Origin of the sequence: Streptomyces sp. NPDC102283, assembly GCF_044766265.1 — a bacterium.
Lineage (GTDB): Bacteria > Actinomycetota > Actinomycetes > Streptomycetales > Streptomycetaceae > Streptomyces.
The window spans coordinates 94,859-112,076 of sequence record NZ_JBIWLQ010000026.1 but is presented as its reverse complement, the minus strand read 5'-3'; the positions used below and the strand labels follow the sequence as shown (position 1 = coordinate 112,076).

Below are 17,218 nucleotides of genomic sequence, written 5' to 3'. Positions count from 1 at the left end.
CCGCCCGTACCCCCGCACCCTCCCCGGAAGCGACCCCATGACTTCTGCCCCCGCGCCCGTACCGGCCGACCCCACCGTCCTGCACCCGATGCCCGGCCAGCCGCGCGTGGTGCAGCTGAGGCCCCTGGTCACCTCGCCGCTGATCGAGGCCGGGGACTACTCGTACTACGACGACCCCGAGCACGCCACGGAGTTCGAGACCCGCAACGTGCTCTACCACTACGGTCCGGAGCGCCTGGTGATCGGGAAGTTCTGCGCGTTCGGCACCGGGGTGCGGTTCATCATGAACGGCTCCAACCACCGGATGGACGGGCCGTCCACGTTCCCGTTCCCGACGCTCGGCGGCTCCTGGGCCGACCACTTCGACCTGCTGACGGGCCTGCCCGACCGGGGCGACACGGTGATCGGCAACGACGTCTGGATCGGCTACGAGGCCGTGATCATGCCGGGTGTCCGCATCGGGCACGGCGCGATCGTCAGCTCACGGTCCGTGGTGGTCTCGGACGTCCCGGACTACGGCATCGTCGGCGGCAACCCGGCTCGCCTGATCCGCACCCGGTACGAGGAGGCGGACATCGGGCGCCTGCTGGCGGTGGCCTGGTGGGACTGGCCGGCGGACCACCTGACGCACCATATCCGTACGGTGATGTCGGGCACGGTGGCGGAGTTGGAGGCGGCGGCACCGGGCGTGGTCGGGTAGGGGCGGAGCGGGTGGGCTCAAGCCCCCGGCCCCCGGCCCCCGGCAACCGGCAACCGGTCAGCGCGCGCGGGTGCCCGGCCAGAGCGGCGGCACACGGACGAAGTAGTCCTCGGCGTCATCCATTTCGCTGGACATAAGACTCATCAGGGCTTCGTACTTTTCGCTTCCCAGATAGTAGGAACCAGCATGATGGGAGAGGAAGAACCGGCCGGATTCATCCATGAGAACGGTGGATCCGTCGTACGTGTCGTAACCGACCGGGAACAGCGTGACGCCGAGCTCCCCGGCCAGTTCGGCGATCTCGGCGGCGTCACCTTTGAACACGAGGTGCGGAGTGAGGACGGCGACGTTCTCCGGAGCGGTGTCGATGACCGCCCGGAGAGAGACATGCTCCCGGATGAAGGCGAGCGCCGCCGCCGAGGGCTCGATGTCCACTCCGTAGGCGCGGTAACGGCCGGTCACCGTCGCGACAGCCTCCGCAGCCTCCCGTGCGGCATCCCGCCCTGGATACCACCCGGCTTCTGTCAGCCACGCGTCCACTTCTTCGGCCGTGGAAAGCAGGGACATCTTCACTCTCATTCCAGGTTGCCGAACCGCTGAGACGACAAGCTCATCCCTTGATGAACTCGATGCGCTACGGGGCGATTCTCCTCGGGGTAATGACGACGGCGCCATGGTTGAGTCCGGGCAGAGTGCGGTGGCCGGCTGCTCGAACGCGATCGCGCTGTCGTCGGCGTGGGCGGCACGGGCCTCGGCTCTGGCCGGCTGCTCCCGCGCTGTAGCCATGTTCGTCTCTCCGGTTCGCGTAGGGGCCGCACTGCCGGTTCTTCACCGATCCGGCGGGTGACTCTCGCGAGCTCCTCGCTCGTCTGCGCGCGGAACACCGGATCGAGAAACGTCGCCGGGCCGGGCCTGCATTCCTACGGGACAGCCCTTGACTCGGGCCCGAGCAGTTCCGGGTCGACCAGCACACAAGGTGCGGTGCTGTCGGCCGGACTCCGGCACGGTCCGTACGGGGTGGAAGCGGCGGTGGTACGACCAGGTCACCGCCGCCAGGAGCGGGCCCCACAGCAGGAGGGGCGCGTAGGCGGCGACGAAGAGGGCTTCACCGGCCGAGACGCCGGGGTCCGGACTGTCGGCGGTGAGCAGTCCGCCGAAGAAGAGGACCCACCACAGAAAGGTGACCGTGAGGGCCCCCAGGGAGGCGGCGAGGACCGCGAGCCCGGCCTTGACCGGGCGCCCGCCGAGAAGCGGAATCCAGCGCGGCACCACCTCCCCCCAGGGCCGCACCAGGCCGAGCGTGAGGTACGAGGCGGCCTCGGCGACCGCGCCGAGCAGCAGGACGTAAGCGAGGGCGAGCAGCGGGGAGTTGTCCGGGAACCCGGCGAGGAACTCCTCGCGCTCCATCACCCCGACCGGCACCCCGAGCACGAGCGCGACGCGCCACAGCCCGGAGGGAACCGTCGACCACGCCGCGACCCGAGCGGCACGGACCGCCCAGCGCGGGGGCGGCGGGACCGGCGGCCGGGCCGGTGGCGGCACGTGGGTGTCCGGCGGGGTGGGATCCGTCGTCGTCATACCCCGAATCTCGCGCGCCGCACGGCCCGGCACGTCCTCCCGCGTGATGATCCGCCTCCGCCGCGCGGGGGAACCCGGCGAGGGCTCGCGACCCGCTACGACACGGCACCGCGAACGCCCAGTGCTCCGAGAGCGTAGGCCGGACGTCACCGGACCTGCTGCCCTCGCGACCACCGGCCCGGCGAACGCCTCCCGCCAGGGCACTACTTGTCGCGCACGGCTTCGATCTCGGCAGCCAGCGCGGCCGCGTCGCGTGCACGCGTGTAGTACTTCCTCGCATACTCGTCGCTGATCGCCGGAAGCACCTTCTCGAACACTCCCACCAACCTGAGCAAGCCTTCACGGGCCGGTTCGGGGAGCGGGCCCACGAGCACGCGGGAGACGTAGCCGGCGGTGTCCGCGTCGAGCATGACCATGTCCTGGTCCTCAATGTCCAAGCCGCGGAACCCCTCGGGAAACGGCATGGCCCTGCACTCGGCAACTATCCGCGAGAGCGCGTCGAGCTTCTTCCGAACCATGGCGGGATTCTGCCAGGTGCTGTACGGCGAGATGCCCTTCGCGCCGCCGCACCGGACGTCACGGCGCGTCCGAGCGCGCTGACCCGATCCCGTCTCCGGGCAAAGCCCGCGCCGTCACCTCGTGCGCGTACTTCGACCACCACTCCGGCCCGCACTCCTTCTCCGTGACCGACCCGCTCGGCGATCTCATCACCCAGCACATCCACGGTGAGGTCCAGCGCCCCGCATCCGAGGGCGACAACACCAGTGGCGACCACGGCCCTTGACGTTTCGGCGCATCCACCACCGCGCTGCGTCGCGGCCGCCTGGGCTGAATCGTTCCCGGGTCCGGCCAGGAGCCCGGTCATCGCGAGCGGAGAGGCGATCATGGGGGAACTGGACGGCCGGACCGCACTGGTGACAGGCGGCTCGCGGGGCATCGGGAGGGCGGTCGCCCTGCGGCTCGCCGCCGAGGGGGCGCTGGTCGCGGTCCACTACGGCGGCAACGAGGCGGCAGCCTCCGAGACCGTGGGGCGGATCGTCGAGGCCGGCGGCAGGGCCTTCGCGGTGCGGGCCCTGTTCGGCGGGAGCGGGGCGGTGGACCGGCTGTTCGAGGGGCTGGCCACCGGGCTCAAGGACCACGGCGTGGACGGCCTGGACATCCTGGTCAACAACGCGGGCATCCATTCGGCCACGTCGATCGGGCAGCTCACCGAGGAGGAGTTCGCGCGGGTACTGGCGATCAACGTGAGCACGCCGGTCTTCGTCGTCCAGCGTGCGCTGCCGCTGCTGCGGGACGGCGGGCGGATCGTCAACATCGGCTCGGCCGCCACCCGGATCGCCAATCCCCTCCAGATCGGCTACACCGTCAGCAAGGCGGCGCTGGCGGCTCTCGGCCCGTCGCTCGCCAACGAACTGGGCCGACGAGGGATCACCGTGAACACGGTCGAACCCGGAGTGGTGCTGACCGACATGATCGGCGCCTACGCCGACGTTCCCGAAGCGGTGGCCGCGCTGGAGTCGATCACCGCGCTCGGGCGGATGGGCCTGCCGGAGGACATCGCCGACGTGGTGGGGTTCCTGGCGGGGCCGCGGGGGCGCTGGATAACCGGCCAGGCCATCGATGCCTCCGGCGGTACCTACCTCGGACCGCCGACGACCGGGTGATCACCGCTCGTCACACGCCCGGCCGCCGCGCACGCCTCCTCGTCGGTCACGCCCTCCTGCGCCGTCAGCTCGATCAGCGCGTCCAGCCGGTCACGGGCGGCCAGGAGGGCGGCGGCGGCCTCGTCGATGCGCGCGCGTTCGCGGTGCAGGTCGGGGAGCATGCTGGAGCAGGCCGGCTCCAGGATGCGGCCCTCGTCGACCATGCAGGGCAGCAGCTCGGCGATGACGGCCGTGTTGAGACCGGCGGCCAGCAGCATGCGCACGCCCCGCACGGTCACGACGTCCGCTTCCTCGTACTCGCGGTAGCCGCTCGGGCGGCGGGCCGGGCTCAGCAGGCCCTGCTCCTCGTAGTAGCGCAGCAAACGCTGGCTGACGCCTGTCCGTCGGGAGAACTCCCCCATGCGCATATGACGACCACCACATTCGATTGACTCTCACACCGGTGTGAGACAGCAGCCTATTCCGCATGACGCACAAGCCTTCAACACGCCCGCAGGACAACCCCGTTACCGTCATCGGCCTCGGCCCCATGGGCCTCGCGCTCGCCGGCGCCCTCCTGAAGAACGGCCATCCCACCACCGTCTGGAACCGCACCCCGGAAAAGGCCCAGAATCTCGTCGCCCGGGGCGCGCTGCTCGCGAAGTCCGCGGCCGACGCCATGGCCGCGAGCCCTCTCACCGTCGTCTGCCTCAAGGACTACGCGACGCTGTACGAGGTGCTCGATCCCGTCGGCGGCGCGGCGGCGGGCCGGACCCTGGTCAACCTCAACTCCGGTACGCCGAAGGAGGCGCACGAGGCGGCCTCCTGGGCGGCCGAGCGGGGCGCCGGCTACCTGGACGGCGCGGTCATGGTGCCGCCGCCCCTCGTCGGGGACGCCGGATCCGTCTTCCTCTTCAGCGGTCCGCGCGAGGTCTTCGACGCCCACCGGGCCACGCTGGCGTGCCTGGGCGACCCCCGGCACCTCGGCTCCGACCCCGGGCTCGCGGTGCTCCACAACGCGGCGCTGCTCGGCCTGATGTACGCGACGATGAACGGCTTCCTGCACGCCACCGCGCTGGTCGGCTCGGCGGGCGTACCGGCCTCGGAGTTCGCCGACCTCGCGGTGAACTGGTTCCTGCCCACGGTGGTGGACGCGACCCTCGTCGAGCAGGCACCGGATCTGGACGCGGGCCACTACCCGGGCGACCTGGGCACCCTGCACATGAACCTGAACGCGCTGGAGCACATCGCCCTCACCTGTGAGGAGCAGGGCGTGCACGCCGGGCAGCCGCGACTGATGCGGGAGATCGCGGCACAGGCCATCAGGGACGGCCACGGCGGGTCCAACTACCTGGCGGTGTTCGAGGTCCTCAAGAAGGCGGCGGAGCCGGACGCGCGGTAGCGACGGCGGGACCCGGCGGGTCGCGGGAGCCCCCGCCGGGCTACTCCCGGGAGGACCCCGGCAGCCGGGTCCAGAAGTGGTCGACGATGTCCTCGATGTAGCGGCGCCCGTCCTCGCCGGACGCCGTGGTGCCGCCGGCCCGGCTCAGGGTGGCCGCCAGGAGGCCCTGGTACTCCTGGTGCATGGTGGACAGGGGGCTCTTCAGGTCGCGGCGCTCCATGGAGACGAGCTTCGCGATGTCGCGGATGTGCGCCTGCCAGCGCGTGGAGACCGCCTCGGTGAGGAGGCGGGCCAGCTCCTCCTCCAGCCTGGTGATGGCGATGAAGTCACGCGGAGGGAGGGCGAGGACCTCGCCGAGCTTGACGGACTGCCGTTTGTCGCCGGTCCACAGGCCGGCCTCCTCCATGGACAGATACGCGTCGAGGGTGAGGCCGGTGGCGCGCGCGACCTCCTCGGCCGAGACGCCGCGCGCGATGCGGTGTTCGAGCAAGGTGCGTGGATGGCCCATGAGTTCACTGGGCCGACACCACAACGCGCCCGCCAGGGCGGTGAACTCCGTCGCGTCCGGCACATGGGTCCCGCGCTCCCACGCGATCACATGCTCGGGACCGACGTGTGACGTGCCGAAGGACGCGCGCATGCCGTAGGCGACATGACCGGGTGCCATCCCGAGTTTCTCGCGCAGGGCGCGCGCTGCCCGCGCGTTGAAAGGGAGTGGAGGGTGCACATACGGAGCGTAGGGGTGCTGTCACCGAGACTTCCATACCCACTGTCGGCTGCCTGCCGATTTGGCGGAAAAGGTCGCCGCTGATTCCGTAGGAAGCCACAGGGCCGAAAAGGGACCAACTACACGCTCTACGCGGGTAGTTGCGATCCCGTCGTCGCCGCGTATGATCCGCTCGCAAGGTGCCGCATGTGCGTTCGCACAGCGCCCGCCGCTCTCTTCGGGCAGCACCGGCGCACCTCCCCTTCCCCATCATTCGCAGGCTCAGGAGACTCCGTCATGCACCCCAGTACGACCAGCCCGCCGCTCGACGCGAAGCCAGACGGATCGGGGGGCGCCGTCGACCGGTTCTTCCGCATCAGCGAGCGCGGTTCGACCTATCTCCAGGAGATACGCGGCGGATTCGCCACGTTCTTCACGATGGCATACATCCTGGTGCTCAACCCGATCATCCTCGGCGGGGCCGAGGACAAGTTCGGCAAGCAGCTGGACAACGTGCAGCTGGTCACCGCCACCGCTCTGGTCGCCGCGGTGATGACGCTGATCATGGGTGTGGGCGGAAATCTGCCGCTGGCCCTGGCGGCGGGCCTGGGCATCAACGCCGTCGTCGCGTACCAGATCGCTCCCCTGATGGGCTGGGACGACGCGATGGGCCTCATCGTGCTCGAAGGGCTGCTGATCTGCGTTCTGGTGATGACCGGGTTGCGCGAGGCGATCATGCACGCCATTCCGCAGCCCCTCAAGCAGGCCATCAGCGTCGGCATCGGTCTGTTCATCGCCTTCATCGGCTTCGTGGACGCCGGGTTCGTCACCCGCATCCCGGACGCCGCGAACTCCACCGTGCCCGTCCAGCTCGGCACCGGCACGCTCACCGGGTGGCCGATGCTCGTCTTCTGCCTCGGTGTGCTCCTGACGATCGTGCTGGTCGCCCGGAAGGTCAAGGGCGCGATCCTCATCAGCATCGTCCTGATGACCGTCGTCGCCATCGTCATCAACGAGTTCGCCCGCATCAAGTCCTGGGGACTGACCTCGCCCTCGATTCCCAGCAACCCCGTCGCCGCGCCCGACTTCGGGCTGCTGGGCCGGTTCGACCTGTTCGGGTCGTTCGGTCAGGTCAGTGTTCTGACGGTCATCCTGCTCATCTTCACCCTCATCCTGTCCGACTTCTTCGACACGATGGGCACGGTCGTGGGTGTCACGGCGGAGGCCGGGCTCCTCGACGAGCGGGGTCAGGTGCCCGGCCTCGGCCGCGTCCTGCTCATCGACGGCGCCGCCGCCGTCGCCGGTGGCGCCGCGTCCTCGTCGTCGGCCACCACGTACATCGAGTCCGCCGCGGGTGTCGGCGAAGGCGCCCGTACCGGCTTCGCCAACGTGATCACGGGCGGGCTGTTCGCGCTCGCCCTCTTCCTCACGCCGGTCCTGACGATCGTGCCGATGCAGGCGGCGGCGCCCGCGCTCGTCGTGGTCGGATTCCTGATGATGACCCAGGTCAAGCACATCGACTGGGACCGTTACGACGTCGCCATCCCGGCCTTCCTCACCATCGTCGTCATGCCGTTCACCTACTCCATCACCAACGGCATCGGCGCGGGCTTCGTGGCCTACGTGATCATCAAGGCGTGCCTGGGCAAGGCGCGCGAAGTCCACTGGCTGCTGTGGGGCACCGCCGCGCTCTTCCTGGTCTACTTCATCATCGACCCGCTGGAGCAGATCCTCGGTCTCAAGTAGGCGCCGGGGCCCGGGGCGGTCCGGGTCAGTGGCTCCCGGCGTCGGAGAGGCAGAACTCGTTGCCCTCCGGATCCCTGAGGACGGTCCAGGACATCCCCTGCATCGACTGCTCGCCGACGACGGTCGCGCCCAGCTTCGCCAGGCGCTCCACGTCGGCCGGGCGGTCGGGCGAGGAGAAGTCGACGTGCACCCGGTTCTTCGCGGCCCTGGGCTCGGGCACCCGCTGGAAGCCGAGGACCAGCGGGGTCGCCGCGAGGACGACGAAGGCGTCGTAGTCCTGTGTGTCCTCGACGCCCAGCGCCTCGGCCCACCAAGCGGCCAGGGCCTGGGGATCGGCACAGTCGATCGTGATCATTTCCGGTGAGATGCGCATGCTCCTCACCGTACGACGCACCACTGACAACGGGCCGGAAGCAGGCACCCGGCCCGTTGTCGGCAGCCCTCGGGCCAGCGCGACCTCCAGCAGCGGGAGTTCGCGGCCCGGGATGGAGCCGGACGGGGTGACGCCGATCCGGACCGCGCCCATGGCCCGGTAGAACCGCTCCGCGTTCGGGTCGGCGTCGATGGTGAGACGGGTGAAGCCGACTCCGCTTCGAACCGGCCCTTCGATCGGAGGGCCAGTTCGGTCAGTGCGGCGGCTTCGACCGCCTCGCCCGCCCGTATCCGCATGGGGTCATCGTCCCCCGTGCGGATACGCGCGGCCACCGGCCCGACCGGCGTCAGTCGAAGATCGGGCCCTGCGTCCGGGTCCGCTTGATCTCGTAGAAGCCCGGGATGGAGGCGACCAGCAGCGTGCCGTCCCAGAGCTTCGCCGCCTCCTCGCCCTTGGGCGCGGGAGTGACGACCGGGCCGAAGAAGGCGATCTGCTCGCCGTCCGCGCCGGGAACGGCGATGACCGGGGTGCCGACCTCCTGGCCGACCTTGTCGATGCCCTCCTTGTGGGAGGCCCGCAGCTCGGTGTCGTAACGGTCGGAGTCGGCGTACTCGGCGAGGTCGGCGGGCAGGCCGACGTCCTTCAGCGCGGCGGCGACGGCCTCGCGGGTGGGGCCTTCGCCGTTGTTGTGGAAGCGGGTGCCGAGCGCGGTGTAGAGCGGGCCGACGACCGCGTCGCCGTGGAGCTGCTGGGCGGCGACGACGACCCGGACCGGACCCCAGGCCTTGTTCTCCAGCAGGTCGCGGTACTCCTCGGGCAGCTCGTCCAGCTTGTCCTCGTTCAGGACGGCCAGGCTCATCACGTGCCAGCGGACCTCGACGTCGCGGACCTTCTCCACTTCCAGCATCCAGCGCGAGGTCATCCACGCCCAGGGGCAGAGGGGGTCGAACCAGAAATCGACCGGGGTCCTGCCGTCGGCCGGGGTGTTCTCGGACATGTCTCTCCTCAGAAGGGCGTGTTCCACAGAAGGGCGTGCTCCGCCTGCGGGCGAGAACGCCTCCCGCGTGGCTCCCATTCCCCGCACGGGAGCCACGCGAAGACGCATGCAAGGATCAATGGGTTCGAACACGACACATGACGCGCGTCACGAAGGAGTGCCCGTGCCCGGTGAAAACCTGTCCCGCGACGAGGCCCAGAAGAGGGCCGAGCTGCTGACCGTCGACGGATACGAGGTCGAGCTCGACCTGCGGTCCGCCGCCGGCGAGCCCGAGGGGGCCGACGGGGGCGACGGGGAGTCCGGTCCGCGGACCTTCCGTTCGCTGACCACGATCCGGTTCCGCTCGGCCCGTGCGGGCGCCTCGACCTTCGCCGACCTGGTGGCCCCGGGGGTGGACGCGGTGGCGCTGAACGGGACGGCCCTCGACCCGGCCGTCGTGTTCGACGGGACGCGGGTGGCGCTGGACGAGCTCGTCGAGGGCGAGAACACGCTCGTGGTCGACGCCCGCTGCGCGTACAGCAGGACCGGCGAGGGCATGCACCGCTTCGTCGACCCGGAGGACGGCGAGGTCTACCTCTACACGCAGTACGAGCCGGCCGACGCCCGCCGCGTCTTCGCCAACTTCGAACAGCCCGACCTCAAGGCCCCCTACCGCTTCCGGGTGGCCGCCCCCGAAGGCTGGCGGGTCTGGTCCAACGGGGCCGAGGAGTCGCACGAGGCCGGGGTGTGGACGTTCGCCGAGACGAAGCCGATCTCCACCTACATCACGGCCGTCGTCGCCGGTCCTTACCACTACGTCAGCGATCACTACAGCCGTACGTTCGACGACGGCACCACGGTGGAGATCCCGCTCGGCGCGATGTGCCGCAAGGGGCTCGCGAAGCACTTCGACGCGGACGACGTCTTCCTGATCACCAAGCAGGGCCTGGACTTCTTCCACGACCACTTCGACTACCCGTACCCCTTCGGGAAGTACGACCAGGCGTTCGTGCCCGAGTACAACCTCGGGGCCATGGAGAACCCGGGCATGGTCACCTTCCGCGAGGAGTACATCTACCGCGGCAAGGTCACCTCGGCGGCCTACGAGCGGCGCGCCAACGTCATCCTGCACGAGATGGCGCACATGTGGTTCGGCGACCTGGTCACCATGGAGTGGTGGGACGACCTGTGGCTGAAGGAGTCCTTCGCGGACTTCATGGGCTCCTTCTCGATGGTCGAGGCGACCCGCTTCACCAACGGCTGGATCACCTTCGCCAACAACCGCAAGGCGTGGGCCTACCGCGCCGACCAGCTGCCCTCCACCCACCCCATCACGGCGGACATCCGTGACCTGGAGGACGCCAAGCTGAACTTCGACGGGATCACGTACGCCAAGGGCGCGTCCGTGCTCAAGCAGCTGGTGGCGTACGTGGGGCGCGACGCGTTCCTCGAAGGCGCCCGGCGCTACTTCAAGAGCCACGCCTACGGCAACACGCGCCTGGGCGACCTGCTGTCGGTGCTGGCCGAGACGTCCGGCCGCGACATGACGGCCTGGTCGCGCTCCTGGCTCCAGACGGCGGGCGTCAACGTGCTCACCCCCGTGCCCACGTACGACGCGGACGGGAAGCTGGCCGAGCTGGCCGTCGTCCAGGAGGCCGCCGCCTCGCACCCGGAGCTGCGCCCGCACCGCGTCGCGGTCGGCCTGTACCGGCGTACGCCGGAGGGGGAGCTGACGCGTTACGCGCGCGCCGAGGTGGACGTGGCCGGTGAGCGGAGCGTGGTGGACGCCCTGGCCGGCTCCGAGCGGCCCGATCTGATCCTGGTCAACGACGACGACCTCACCTACTGCAAGGTCCGCTTCGACGAGGGCTCGCTGGCCACGCTGCGCGACCACCTGGGCGCGATCACGGACCCGCTGGCCCGTGCCCTGTGCTGGTCGGCCCTGTGGAACCTGACCCGGGACGCGTTGATGCCGGCCCGCGACTTCGTCGCGCTGGTGCTGGCGCACGCCGGGCGGGAGAGCGACATCGGGGTCCTCCAGATGCTGCACGCCTGGGCGCAGTCCGCACTGGTCAACTACGCGGCCCCCGACTGGCGCGAGGAGGGGGGCCGGGCGCTGGCCGACGGTGCGCTGCACGAACTGCGGAGCGCCGGGCCGGGCAGCCAGCACCAGCTGACCTGGGCCCGCTTCTTCGCGGCGGTCGCCTCGTCCGAGGAGGACTTCCTGCTGCTGGGCGGGCTGCTGGAGGGCACGGCCCGGATCGACGGTCTCGACGTCGACCAGGAGCTGCGCTGGGCCTTCCTCTCCCCGCTGGCCTCCCACGGGGTGGCGAACGAGGCGGCGATCGACGCCGAGCTGGCCCGCGACGACACGGCCTCCGGCAAGCGCCACCACGTGCGGTGCCTGGCCTCGCGCCCCTCGGAGGCGGTCAAGGCGCAGGCGTGGGCGGCGGTCGTGGAGTCGGACAAGCTGTCCAACGCGCTGGTCGAGGCGACGATCTCCGGCTTCGGGCAGCCCTCCCGGCGGGAGCTGCTCGCCCCGTACGCGAGCCGCTACTTCGAGGTGATCGAGCGGGTCTGGGCGGAGCGGTCCATCCAGATCGGCATGCACGTGGTGCGGGGGATGTTCCCCGGCCTCCAGGACAGCCCCGCGACCCTCGCGGCGACCGACGCCTGGCTGGGCGAGCACGAGAACGCCGCTCCGGCGCTGCGGCGGCTGGTGCTGGAGGCCCGGGACGATCTCGCGCGGGCGCTGCGCGGCCAGGAGTGCGACCGGGCAGCGGCGTAGGGCCCGCCCCGCCCGCCCCCCGTCGCCGGTGGGTCGGGCGGGACGCGTGAGGGAGCGCTCGGGCGGGATGCTTGAGGGGGCGCTCGGGCGAGGCGTGCGTGCGGCGTGAAAGCGGCGCTCGTACACCCGCCCGAGTCGCCCCGCTCCCGATTCCCGGCGCGACGGCCCTTTTCGGTTGTCGAACGTTCGTACTTTAGGACGGCGTTGTCCGGGATTGTCGACGGGCGTGTAACAGGGGTTAGGGCACCCTCCACGGGCGGGAAACCCCGGGACATGACCCAGAACACCCCGCTCTCCCCCCGCCGCCCCCTCCACCCCCTCCACCCCGAGGACGTGGCGCACCGCGTCCTGTCCGCCGCGCAGTTGAGGGCGCGGGGCGTGTCCGCGGCGCAGACGTCCGCCCAGTGCCTGCCCGGCGGCCCGTGGCAGCACCTGCTGCCGGGGGTCTATCTGCTGCACCCGGGCCCGCCCACCGGCCGGGAGCGGCTGCACGGAGCGCTGCTCTACGCGGGGCGGCCGCCGGCCTCCGCGCGGCGCGCTCCGGCGGGCCCGGCGGACGCGGGGTACGGCGAGTCGATGGTCACCGGGATCGCCGCGCTCGCGCTGTACGGCTTCGCGGCGGCCGGGGACGTGGCGGCGCTGCACCGGATCGACGTGCTGGTCCCGCGCACCCGGCGGCTGCGGTCCACCCGGTTCGTGGAGGTGCTGCGGACCGCCTCGATGCCGAGCGCGGCGCGGGTGGGCGAGGTGCCCGTGGCACCGGTGGAGCGGGCCCTGGCGGACGCGGTGGCGGGCACGGCCGAGGCGGCGGCCGTCCGCCGACTGCTGACCGAGGCGGTCCGTGACCGGCACTGCGAGCCGGCTGCCGTGGTACGGGAGTTGAGCGAGGCGAAGCTGCTGGGGCGGCCCGCCGTGGTGGGCGCGGTCGATGCGCTGCTGGCCGAGGGGCGGGCGGTGGCGGAGGCGCGGCTGTACGCGATGGTGCGCGAGCACGGGCTGCCGGAGCCGCTGTGGAACGTGGAGCTGCGACTGCCGGGCGGGCCCCTGCTCGGCGGGGTCGACGCCTACTGGCCCGACCAGGCGGTGGCGGTGGAGCTGGACGCCCGGGCGCCCCGGTACGGCGCGCCCGGGTACGGCGCGCCCGGGCGCGGAGGCCGGGCGGAGGAGGACCCGCAGTGGTCGACGTACGCCGCGAAGCGTGAGCGTCTGGAGCGGCTCGGGGTCACGGTCGTCCACCTCACGCCGAGGAAGCTGCGGGAGGCGGCGGACCAGCAGGCGACGGTGGTGCGGACGGCGCTGATGGCGGCGGCCGACCGGGAGCCGGCGGCGTATGTGATGGTGCTGCCGCGCTGAGCGGGGCGGCGGTGTGAAGGGGCCGGCCGGGAAGGCGGGCCGCGAAGGCGCTGCGGTCGGCCCGGAACCACGGGGCGACCGGCCCCGGGGCCACGACTGTTCCCGGCCACCGACCCGTCCGGCATCGGCCACCGACACCCCTGGTCCGGACCACAGCGGCCGCCAACTGCGCCATCAGGTGCCACGGGCGCACTGTTTGACCTCATTCATCCCTCGTGGCATGTCACGCCCCATGGCGGGTCTATGCCATGTCCCTGACTGGCCTCCGCCAACTCTCCACAAACCTCTGTCATTTACGACAGGCTGAGCGGTCATCCGGTACCGAATTCCGGACTCTCTCTTTCAATTACAGGGATGCTGATGACCAAGGAATCCCCCAGCTCCATACCCGGGGCCAGACGCGCGGCTCGTATCGCGGCCGCCGCCGGACTGGCGGCGGCACTCGCCGCCTCCGGCGCCGCTCCGGTGTTCGCCGCCGAGGACCCGGCACCGGCACCCGTCAAACCGGCCGCCACGAGCGACCGGGGCGACAAGCTCGGCAAGGCCGACGCCGATGTCCTGGCGAAGGCCGAGGCCAAGGGCGAGAAGAGCGTCACGATGATGGTCGCCACCACCCCGGGGGCGACCGAGCAGGTCAGCAAGCAGCTGGACGCCGTCGAGGGCTCCGTGCTCGGCCAGACCTACGACAAGCTCGGCTACGTCCGGGCGACGGTCCCGACCAGCCGCGCCGAGTCCACCATCAAGGCGGCCTCGAAGCTCTCCTCCGTCCTCGGCATCGATCTCAAGCAGGAGATCAAGCTGGACGACCCGACGCCCAGGGGCGACCGGGCCGCCGGAGCGAAGCAGCCGAAGGCCACCGGCAGTTACGCGGCGCCGGACAAGAAGACCCCGGCGAAGAACCCGTACAACCCGTCGTTCGAGACGGGCGCGGTCGACTTCGTCGAGAAGCACCCGACGGCCGACGGCCGCGGGATCACCATCGGCGTCCTGGACTCCGGCGTCGACCTCGGTCACCCGGCCCTGAAGAAGACCACCACCGGCGAGCGCAAGATCGTCGACTGGGTGACCGCGACCGACCCGGTGAGCGACGGCGACGGCACCTGGCTGGAGATGTCCCAGTCGGTGGCCGGCCCGACGTTCACGTCCGGCGGGAAGACCTACTCGGCGCCGGCGGGCAGCTACAAGTTCGCCACGTTCGCCGAGGCGGCCACCACCGGCGGCGAGATGGCGGGCGACCTCAACCGCGACGGTGACACCACCGACGTCTGGGGCGTGCTGTACGACCCGGTCACCGGCACCACGCGGGTCGACCTGAACAACAACGCGGACTTCTCCGACGACAAGGTCCTCAAGCCGTACAAGGAGAAGTTCCAGGTCTCCTACTTCGGTGAGGACGACCCGCGCACCCAGGTCGTCGAGCGCATCCCGTTCGTCGTCGAGACCCGCAGAGGCGTGGTCCTCGACGCCTCGGGCGCGAAGGCGGACTTCGTCAACATCGGCGTCATCGAGGGCGCGCACGGCACGCACGTCGCGGGCATCACCGCGGCCAACGGGCTGTTCGGCGGCGAGATGAGCGGCGCCGCCCCCGGCGCCAAGATCGTCTCCTCGCGTGCCTGCACCTGGTCCGGCGGCTGCACCAACATCGCGCTGACCGAGGGCATGATCGACCTCGTCGTCAACCGCGGCGTCGACATCGTCAACATGTCGATCGGCGGCCTGCCGCCGCTGAACGACGGCAACAACGCGCGCGCCGAGCTGTACAAGCGGCTCATCGACATCTACGGCGTGCAGCTGGTCATCTCGGCCGGCAACAGCGGCCCGGGGCTCAACACCATCGGTGACCCGTCGGTCGCCGACCACGTGATCTCGGTCGGCGCGTCGATCTCCAAGGAGACGTGGGCGGCCAACTACGGCTCGGCCGTCACCAAGAAGTACGACATGCAGCCCTTCTCCTCGCGCGGTCCGCGTGAGGACGGCGGCTTCACGCCGGTCATCGCGGCGCCGGGCGCGTCCATCAACACCACCCAGACCTGGGCGCCGGGCGGTCCGGTCAAGGAGGCGGGTTACGCCCTGCCGGCCGGCTACTCCATGCTCCAGGGCACCTCGATGGCCTCCCCGCAGGCGGCGGGCGCCGCCGCGCTGCTGCTGTCGGCGGCGAAGCAGAAGGGCATCGAGCTTCCCCCGGCCGACCTGCGCACCGCGCTGACCAGCACCGCGACCCACATCGAGGACGTGCCCGCGCACGCCCAGGGCTCCGGTCTGATCAACATCGTCAAGGCGTGGAAGCAGATCGCCAAGCAGGGCAAGCCCGCGCACGAGTTCTCGGTGAAGGCCCCGGTCGACACCGCGATCGACTTCGCGCTCAAGGACCCGGGCTTCGGCACCGGCCTCTACGACCGCGAAGGCGGCCTGAAGGTCGGCGCGACCAAGGTCTACGACGTCGTCGTCACCCGCACCACGGGCCCGGACCGCAACGTCCAGCACAAGCTGTCCTGGAAGAACAACGACGGCACCTTCGAGCTCAGCAGCCCCCAGTACGTCTCGCTGCCGCTCGACACGCCGGTCAAGCTCAAGGTCAAGGCGAAGGCGAAGTCCGCCGGCGTCCACAGCGCCATCCTGCGGGTCGACGACAAGAAGACCTCCGGCGTGGACCACCAGATCATGACCACGGTCGTCGTCGCCCATGAGCTGCAGCAGCCCGGCTACGCCTACAAGGCGTCCGGCTCGGTCCAGCGCAACGGCACCACGTCGTACTTCGTCAACGTGCCGGAGGGCGCGAAGACCCTTGAGGTCGCCCTCAGCGCGCTGCGCTCGGGCAGCCAGACGCGGTTCGTCTCCCTGCACCCGTACGGGACGCCGGTCGACCCGACCACGACGACCTTCTGCTACCCGAACTACGAGAACCCGGCCAACACCTGCCGCCCGGACGCGCGTTCCTACAAGGACCCGCAGCCCGGCGTGTGGGAGATCGAGGTCGAGGCGCGTCGTACGTCGCCGCTGCTGGACAACCCGTACAAGCTGGACGTCTCGCTGCTCGGCGCGACCTTCGACCCGGCGGTGCGGACCATCGCCGAGGCGAAGATCGGCACTCCGGCCCCGGTGGACTGGAAGGTCACCAACCGCGCCGCCGACCTCCAGGGCAAGCTCCAGGGCGGCTCGCTGGGCTCGGCCAAGGTGGCGAAGCCGTCGATCTCGACGGGCGAGAGCCGGCAGACCACGGTCACCATCGGTGCGGGCGTCGAGAAGCTCGACATCGCCATCGGCGGCACGTCGGACGCCAACGCCGACCTCGACCTGTACGTCTTCCGGGGCGCCACGCAGGTCGGCAGCGCGACCACCGCCGGCTCCGAGGAGGCGGTCAGCCTGCTGAAGCCCGCCGCGGGCACGTACACCGTCGTCGTCGACGGCTACTCGGTCCCGGCCGGGTCGACCACGTACGACTACCGCGACGTGTACTACTCGGCGTCGCTCGGCACGATCAAGGTCGACTCCACCAAGGCGGTGAACCTGGCCAACGGCGCGTCGGCCCAGGTCGGCGCCGAGGTCGTGGTCGCCGGGGCGGCCCCCGCGGGCCGTCAGTTCTTCGGCGAGGTCAAGCTGGTCAACGCGCGCGGCACCGCCGCGGGCACCGGCAGCGTCGTGATCGAGAAGGTCACGCCGTAACGGACCCCGCAACGGCTCCCACGGGGCCGTGACGGACCCCATCGGCACGACGGCGGGGCGGGCGCTCTCACGAGCACCCGCCCCGCTGTGCGTGTTCCTCGTCACAGCCTCCGCCGCCCGCCGCAGATGTTTCCCCCGGTACGCACGGACGTCGCAGAATCTGCGGTCCTCGCGGGAAGAGTCCGCAGGTCGGACAATGGATTGGACAAGGCGGGCCAGGACATACGCATCATGGAGCGGCAAACGGGCCGTACAGCCGCACGGACGAGCAGACGCCGCACGTGCAGAAC

General features: G+C 70.8%; 14 protein-coding genes. 7 read left to right on the top strand and 7 right to left on the bottom strand.

All coding sequences use genetic code 11. The features are described 5' to 3' along the window. Window positions 1–37: 37 nt before the first annotated feature. Window positions 38–700, top strand: a complete 663-nt coding sequence (locus tag ACIRJT_RS35325) for a CatB-related O-acetyltransferase (protein WP_403917707.1) — start codon at window positions 38–40, stop codon at window positions 698–700. 57 nt (window positions 701–757) lie between these two features. On the opposite strand, the gene ACIRJT_RS35320 is transcribed toward ACIRJT_RS35325, so the two are convergent. The 3 genes from ACIRJT_RS35320 to ACIRJT_RS35310 all read right to left on the bottom strand — a co-directional run bounded on the left by ACIRJT_RS35320 (window position 758) and on the right by ACIRJT_RS35310 (window position 2,796). Beyond that, window positions 758–1,267, bottom strand: a complete 510-nt coding sequence (locus ACIRJT_RS35320; RefSeq protein ID WP_403917704.1) for an SUKH-3 domain-containing protein — start codon at window positions 1,265–1,267, stop codon at window positions 758–760. A gap of 261 nt (window positions 1,268–1,528) precedes the next feature. Continuing rightward, the gene (locus tag ACIRJT_RS35315) at window positions 1,529–2,278 is read right to left on the bottom strand and encodes a hypothetical protein (protein WP_403917701.1); all 750 of its coding nucleotides are present in this window, start codon (window positions 2,276–2,278) and stop codon (window positions 1,529–1,531) included. 203 nt (window positions 2,279–2,481) lie between these two features. After that, window positions 2,482–2,796, bottom strand: a complete 315-nt coding sequence (locus tag ACIRJT_RS35310) for a hypothetical protein (protein ID WP_403917698.1) — start codon at window positions 2,794–2,796, stop codon at window positions 2,482–2,484. 366 nt (window positions 2,797–3,162) lie between these two features. Between ACIRJT_RS35310 and ACIRJT_RS35305 the strand changes: the two genes are divergently transcribed. Then, complete coding sequence (locus ACIRJT_RS35305) at window positions 3,163–3,942, top strand: SDR family NAD(P)-dependent oxidoreductase (protein WP_403917696.1); 780 nt, start codon at window positions 3,163–3,165, stop codon at window positions 3,940–3,942. Here ACIRJT_RS35305 and ACIRJT_RS35300 read toward each other — a convergent pair. Continuing rightward, window positions 3,915–4,349, bottom strand: a complete 435-nt coding sequence (locus tag ACIRJT_RS35300; protein ID WP_403917694.1) for a MerR family transcriptional regulator — start codon at window positions 4,347–4,349, stop codon at window positions 3,915–3,917. The two genes, ACIRJT_RS35305 and ACIRJT_RS35300, sit on opposite strands and share 28 nt — an antisense overlap. 59 nt (window positions 4,350–4,408) lie before the next feature. On the opposite strand from ACIRJT_RS35300, the gene ACIRJT_RS35295 reads away from it, so the two are divergent. Next, on the top strand, window positions 4,409–5,323 hold the full coding sequence (locus tag ACIRJT_RS35295; protein WP_403917692.1) for an NAD(P)-dependent oxidoreductase: 915 nt from the start codon (window positions 4,409–4,411) through the stop codon (window positions 5,321–5,323). Window positions 5,324–5,363: 40 nt separating this feature from the next. Here the strand turns inward: ACIRJT_RS35295 and ACIRJT_RS35290 are convergent, their stop codons facing one another. Next, window positions 5,364–5,990 carry an XRE family transcriptional regulator gene (locus ACIRJT_RS35290; protein ID WP_403917690.1) on the bottom strand — a complete coding sequence of 209 codons (627 nt, stop codon included), beginning with the start codon at window positions 5,988–5,990 and terminating at the stop codon, window positions 5,364–5,366. Window positions 5,991–6,326: 336 nt separating this feature from the next. Between ACIRJT_RS35290 and ACIRJT_RS35285 the strand changes: the two genes are divergently transcribed. Next, window positions 6,327–7,775, top strand: coding sequence for an NCS2 family permease (locus ACIRJT_RS35285; RefSeq protein ID WP_403917687.1), 1,449 nt, complete (start codon window positions 6,327–6,329; stop codon window positions 7,773–7,775). Window positions 7,776–7,800: 25 nt separating this feature from the next. Here ACIRJT_RS35285 and ACIRJT_RS35280 read toward each other — a convergent pair whose 3' ends face one another. Both ACIRJT_RS35280 and ACIRJT_RS35275 read right to left on the bottom strand, forming a co-directional pair. Next, entirely contained in the window at window positions 7,801–8,148 is a 348-nt protein-coding gene (locus ACIRJT_RS35280) for a VOC family protein (RefSeq protein WP_402094675.1), read from the bottom strand. Window positions 8,149–8,494: 346 nt separating this feature from the next. Next, complete coding sequence (locus ACIRJT_RS35275; protein ID WP_403917684.1) at window positions 8,495–9,145, bottom strand: DsbA family protein; 651 nt, start codon at window positions 9,143–9,145, stop codon at window positions 8,495–8,497. Between the two features lie 163 nt (window positions 9,146–9,308). On the opposite strand from ACIRJT_RS35275, the gene pepN reads away from it, so the two are divergent. The 3 genes from pepN (at window position 9,309) to ACIRJT_RS35260 (ending at window position 16,928) form a co-directional block, all read left to right on the top strand. Next, window positions 9,309–11,912 carry an aminopeptidase N gene (gene pepN, locus ACIRJT_RS35270; protein WP_403917681.1) on the top strand — a complete coding sequence of 868 codons (2,604 nt, stop codon included), beginning with the start codon at window positions 9,309–9,311 and terminating at the stop codon, window positions 11,910–11,912. Between the two features lie 273 nt (window positions 11,913–12,185). Continuing rightward, window positions 12,186–13,265, top strand: coding sequence for a hypothetical protein (locus ACIRJT_RS35265; protein ID WP_403917678.1), 1,080 nt, complete (start codon window positions 12,186–12,188; stop codon window positions 13,263–13,265). A 354-nt stretch (window positions 13,266–13,619) separates the two neighbouring features. Continuing rightward, a complete protein-coding gene (locus tag ACIRJT_RS35260; RefSeq protein ID WP_403917676.1) occupies window positions 13,620–16,928 on the top strand; it encodes a S8 family serine peptidase in 3,309 nt (1,102 codons plus the stop codon). Window positions 16,929–17,218 lie beyond the last annotated feature (290 nt).

Coding starts and splice junctions, on each gene's coding strand:
- ACIRJT_RS35325 (WP_403917707.1), top strand. CDS start 38: ATGACTTCTGCCCCCGCGCCCGTACCGGCCGACCCCACCGTCCTGCAC.
- ACIRJT_RS35320 (WP_403917704.1), bottom strand. CDS start 1,267: ATGTCCCTGCTTTCCACGGCCGAAGAAGTGGACGCGTGGCTGACAGAA.
- ACIRJT_RS35315 (WP_403917701.1), bottom strand. CDS start 2,278: ATGACGACGACGGATCCCACCCCGCCGGACACCCACGTGCCGCCACCG.
- ACIRJT_RS35310 (WP_403917698.1), bottom strand. CDS start 2,796: ATGGTTCGGAAGAAGCTCGACGCGCTCTCGCGGATAGTTGCCGAGTGC.
- ACIRJT_RS35305 (WP_403917696.1), top strand. CDS start 3,163: ATGGGGGAACTGGACGGCCGGACCGCACTGGTGACAGGCGGCTCGCGG.
- ACIRJT_RS35300 (WP_403917694.1), bottom strand. CDS start 4,349: ATGCGCATGGGGGAGTTCTCCCGACGGACAGGCGTCAGCCAGCGTTTG.
- ACIRJT_RS35295 (WP_403917692.1), top strand. CDS start 4,409: ATGACGCACAAGCCTTCAACACGCCCGCAGGACAACCCCGTTACCGTC.
- ACIRJT_RS35290 (WP_403917690.1), bottom strand. CDS start 5,990: ATGGCACCCGGTCATGTCGCCTACGGCATGCGCGCGTCCTTCGGCACG.
- ACIRJT_RS35285 (WP_403917687.1), top strand. CDS start 6,327: ATGCACCCCAGTACGACCAGCCCGCCGCTCGACGCGAAGCCAGACGGA.
- ACIRJT_RS35280 (WP_402094675.1), bottom strand. CDS start 8,148: ATGCGCATCTCACCGGAAATGATCACGATCGACTGTGCCGATCCCCAG.
- ACIRJT_RS35275 (WP_403917684.1), bottom strand. CDS start 9,145: ATGTCCGAGAACACCCCGGCCGACGGCAGGACCCCGGTCGATTTCTGG.
- ACIRJT_RS35265 (WP_403917678.1), top strand. CDS start 12,186: ATGACCCAGAACACCCCGCTCTCCCCCCGCCGCCCCCTCCACCCCCTC.
- ACIRJT_RS35260 (WP_403917676.1), top strand. CDS start 13,620: ATGCTGATGACCAAGGAATCCCCCAGCTCCATACCCGGGGCCAGACGC.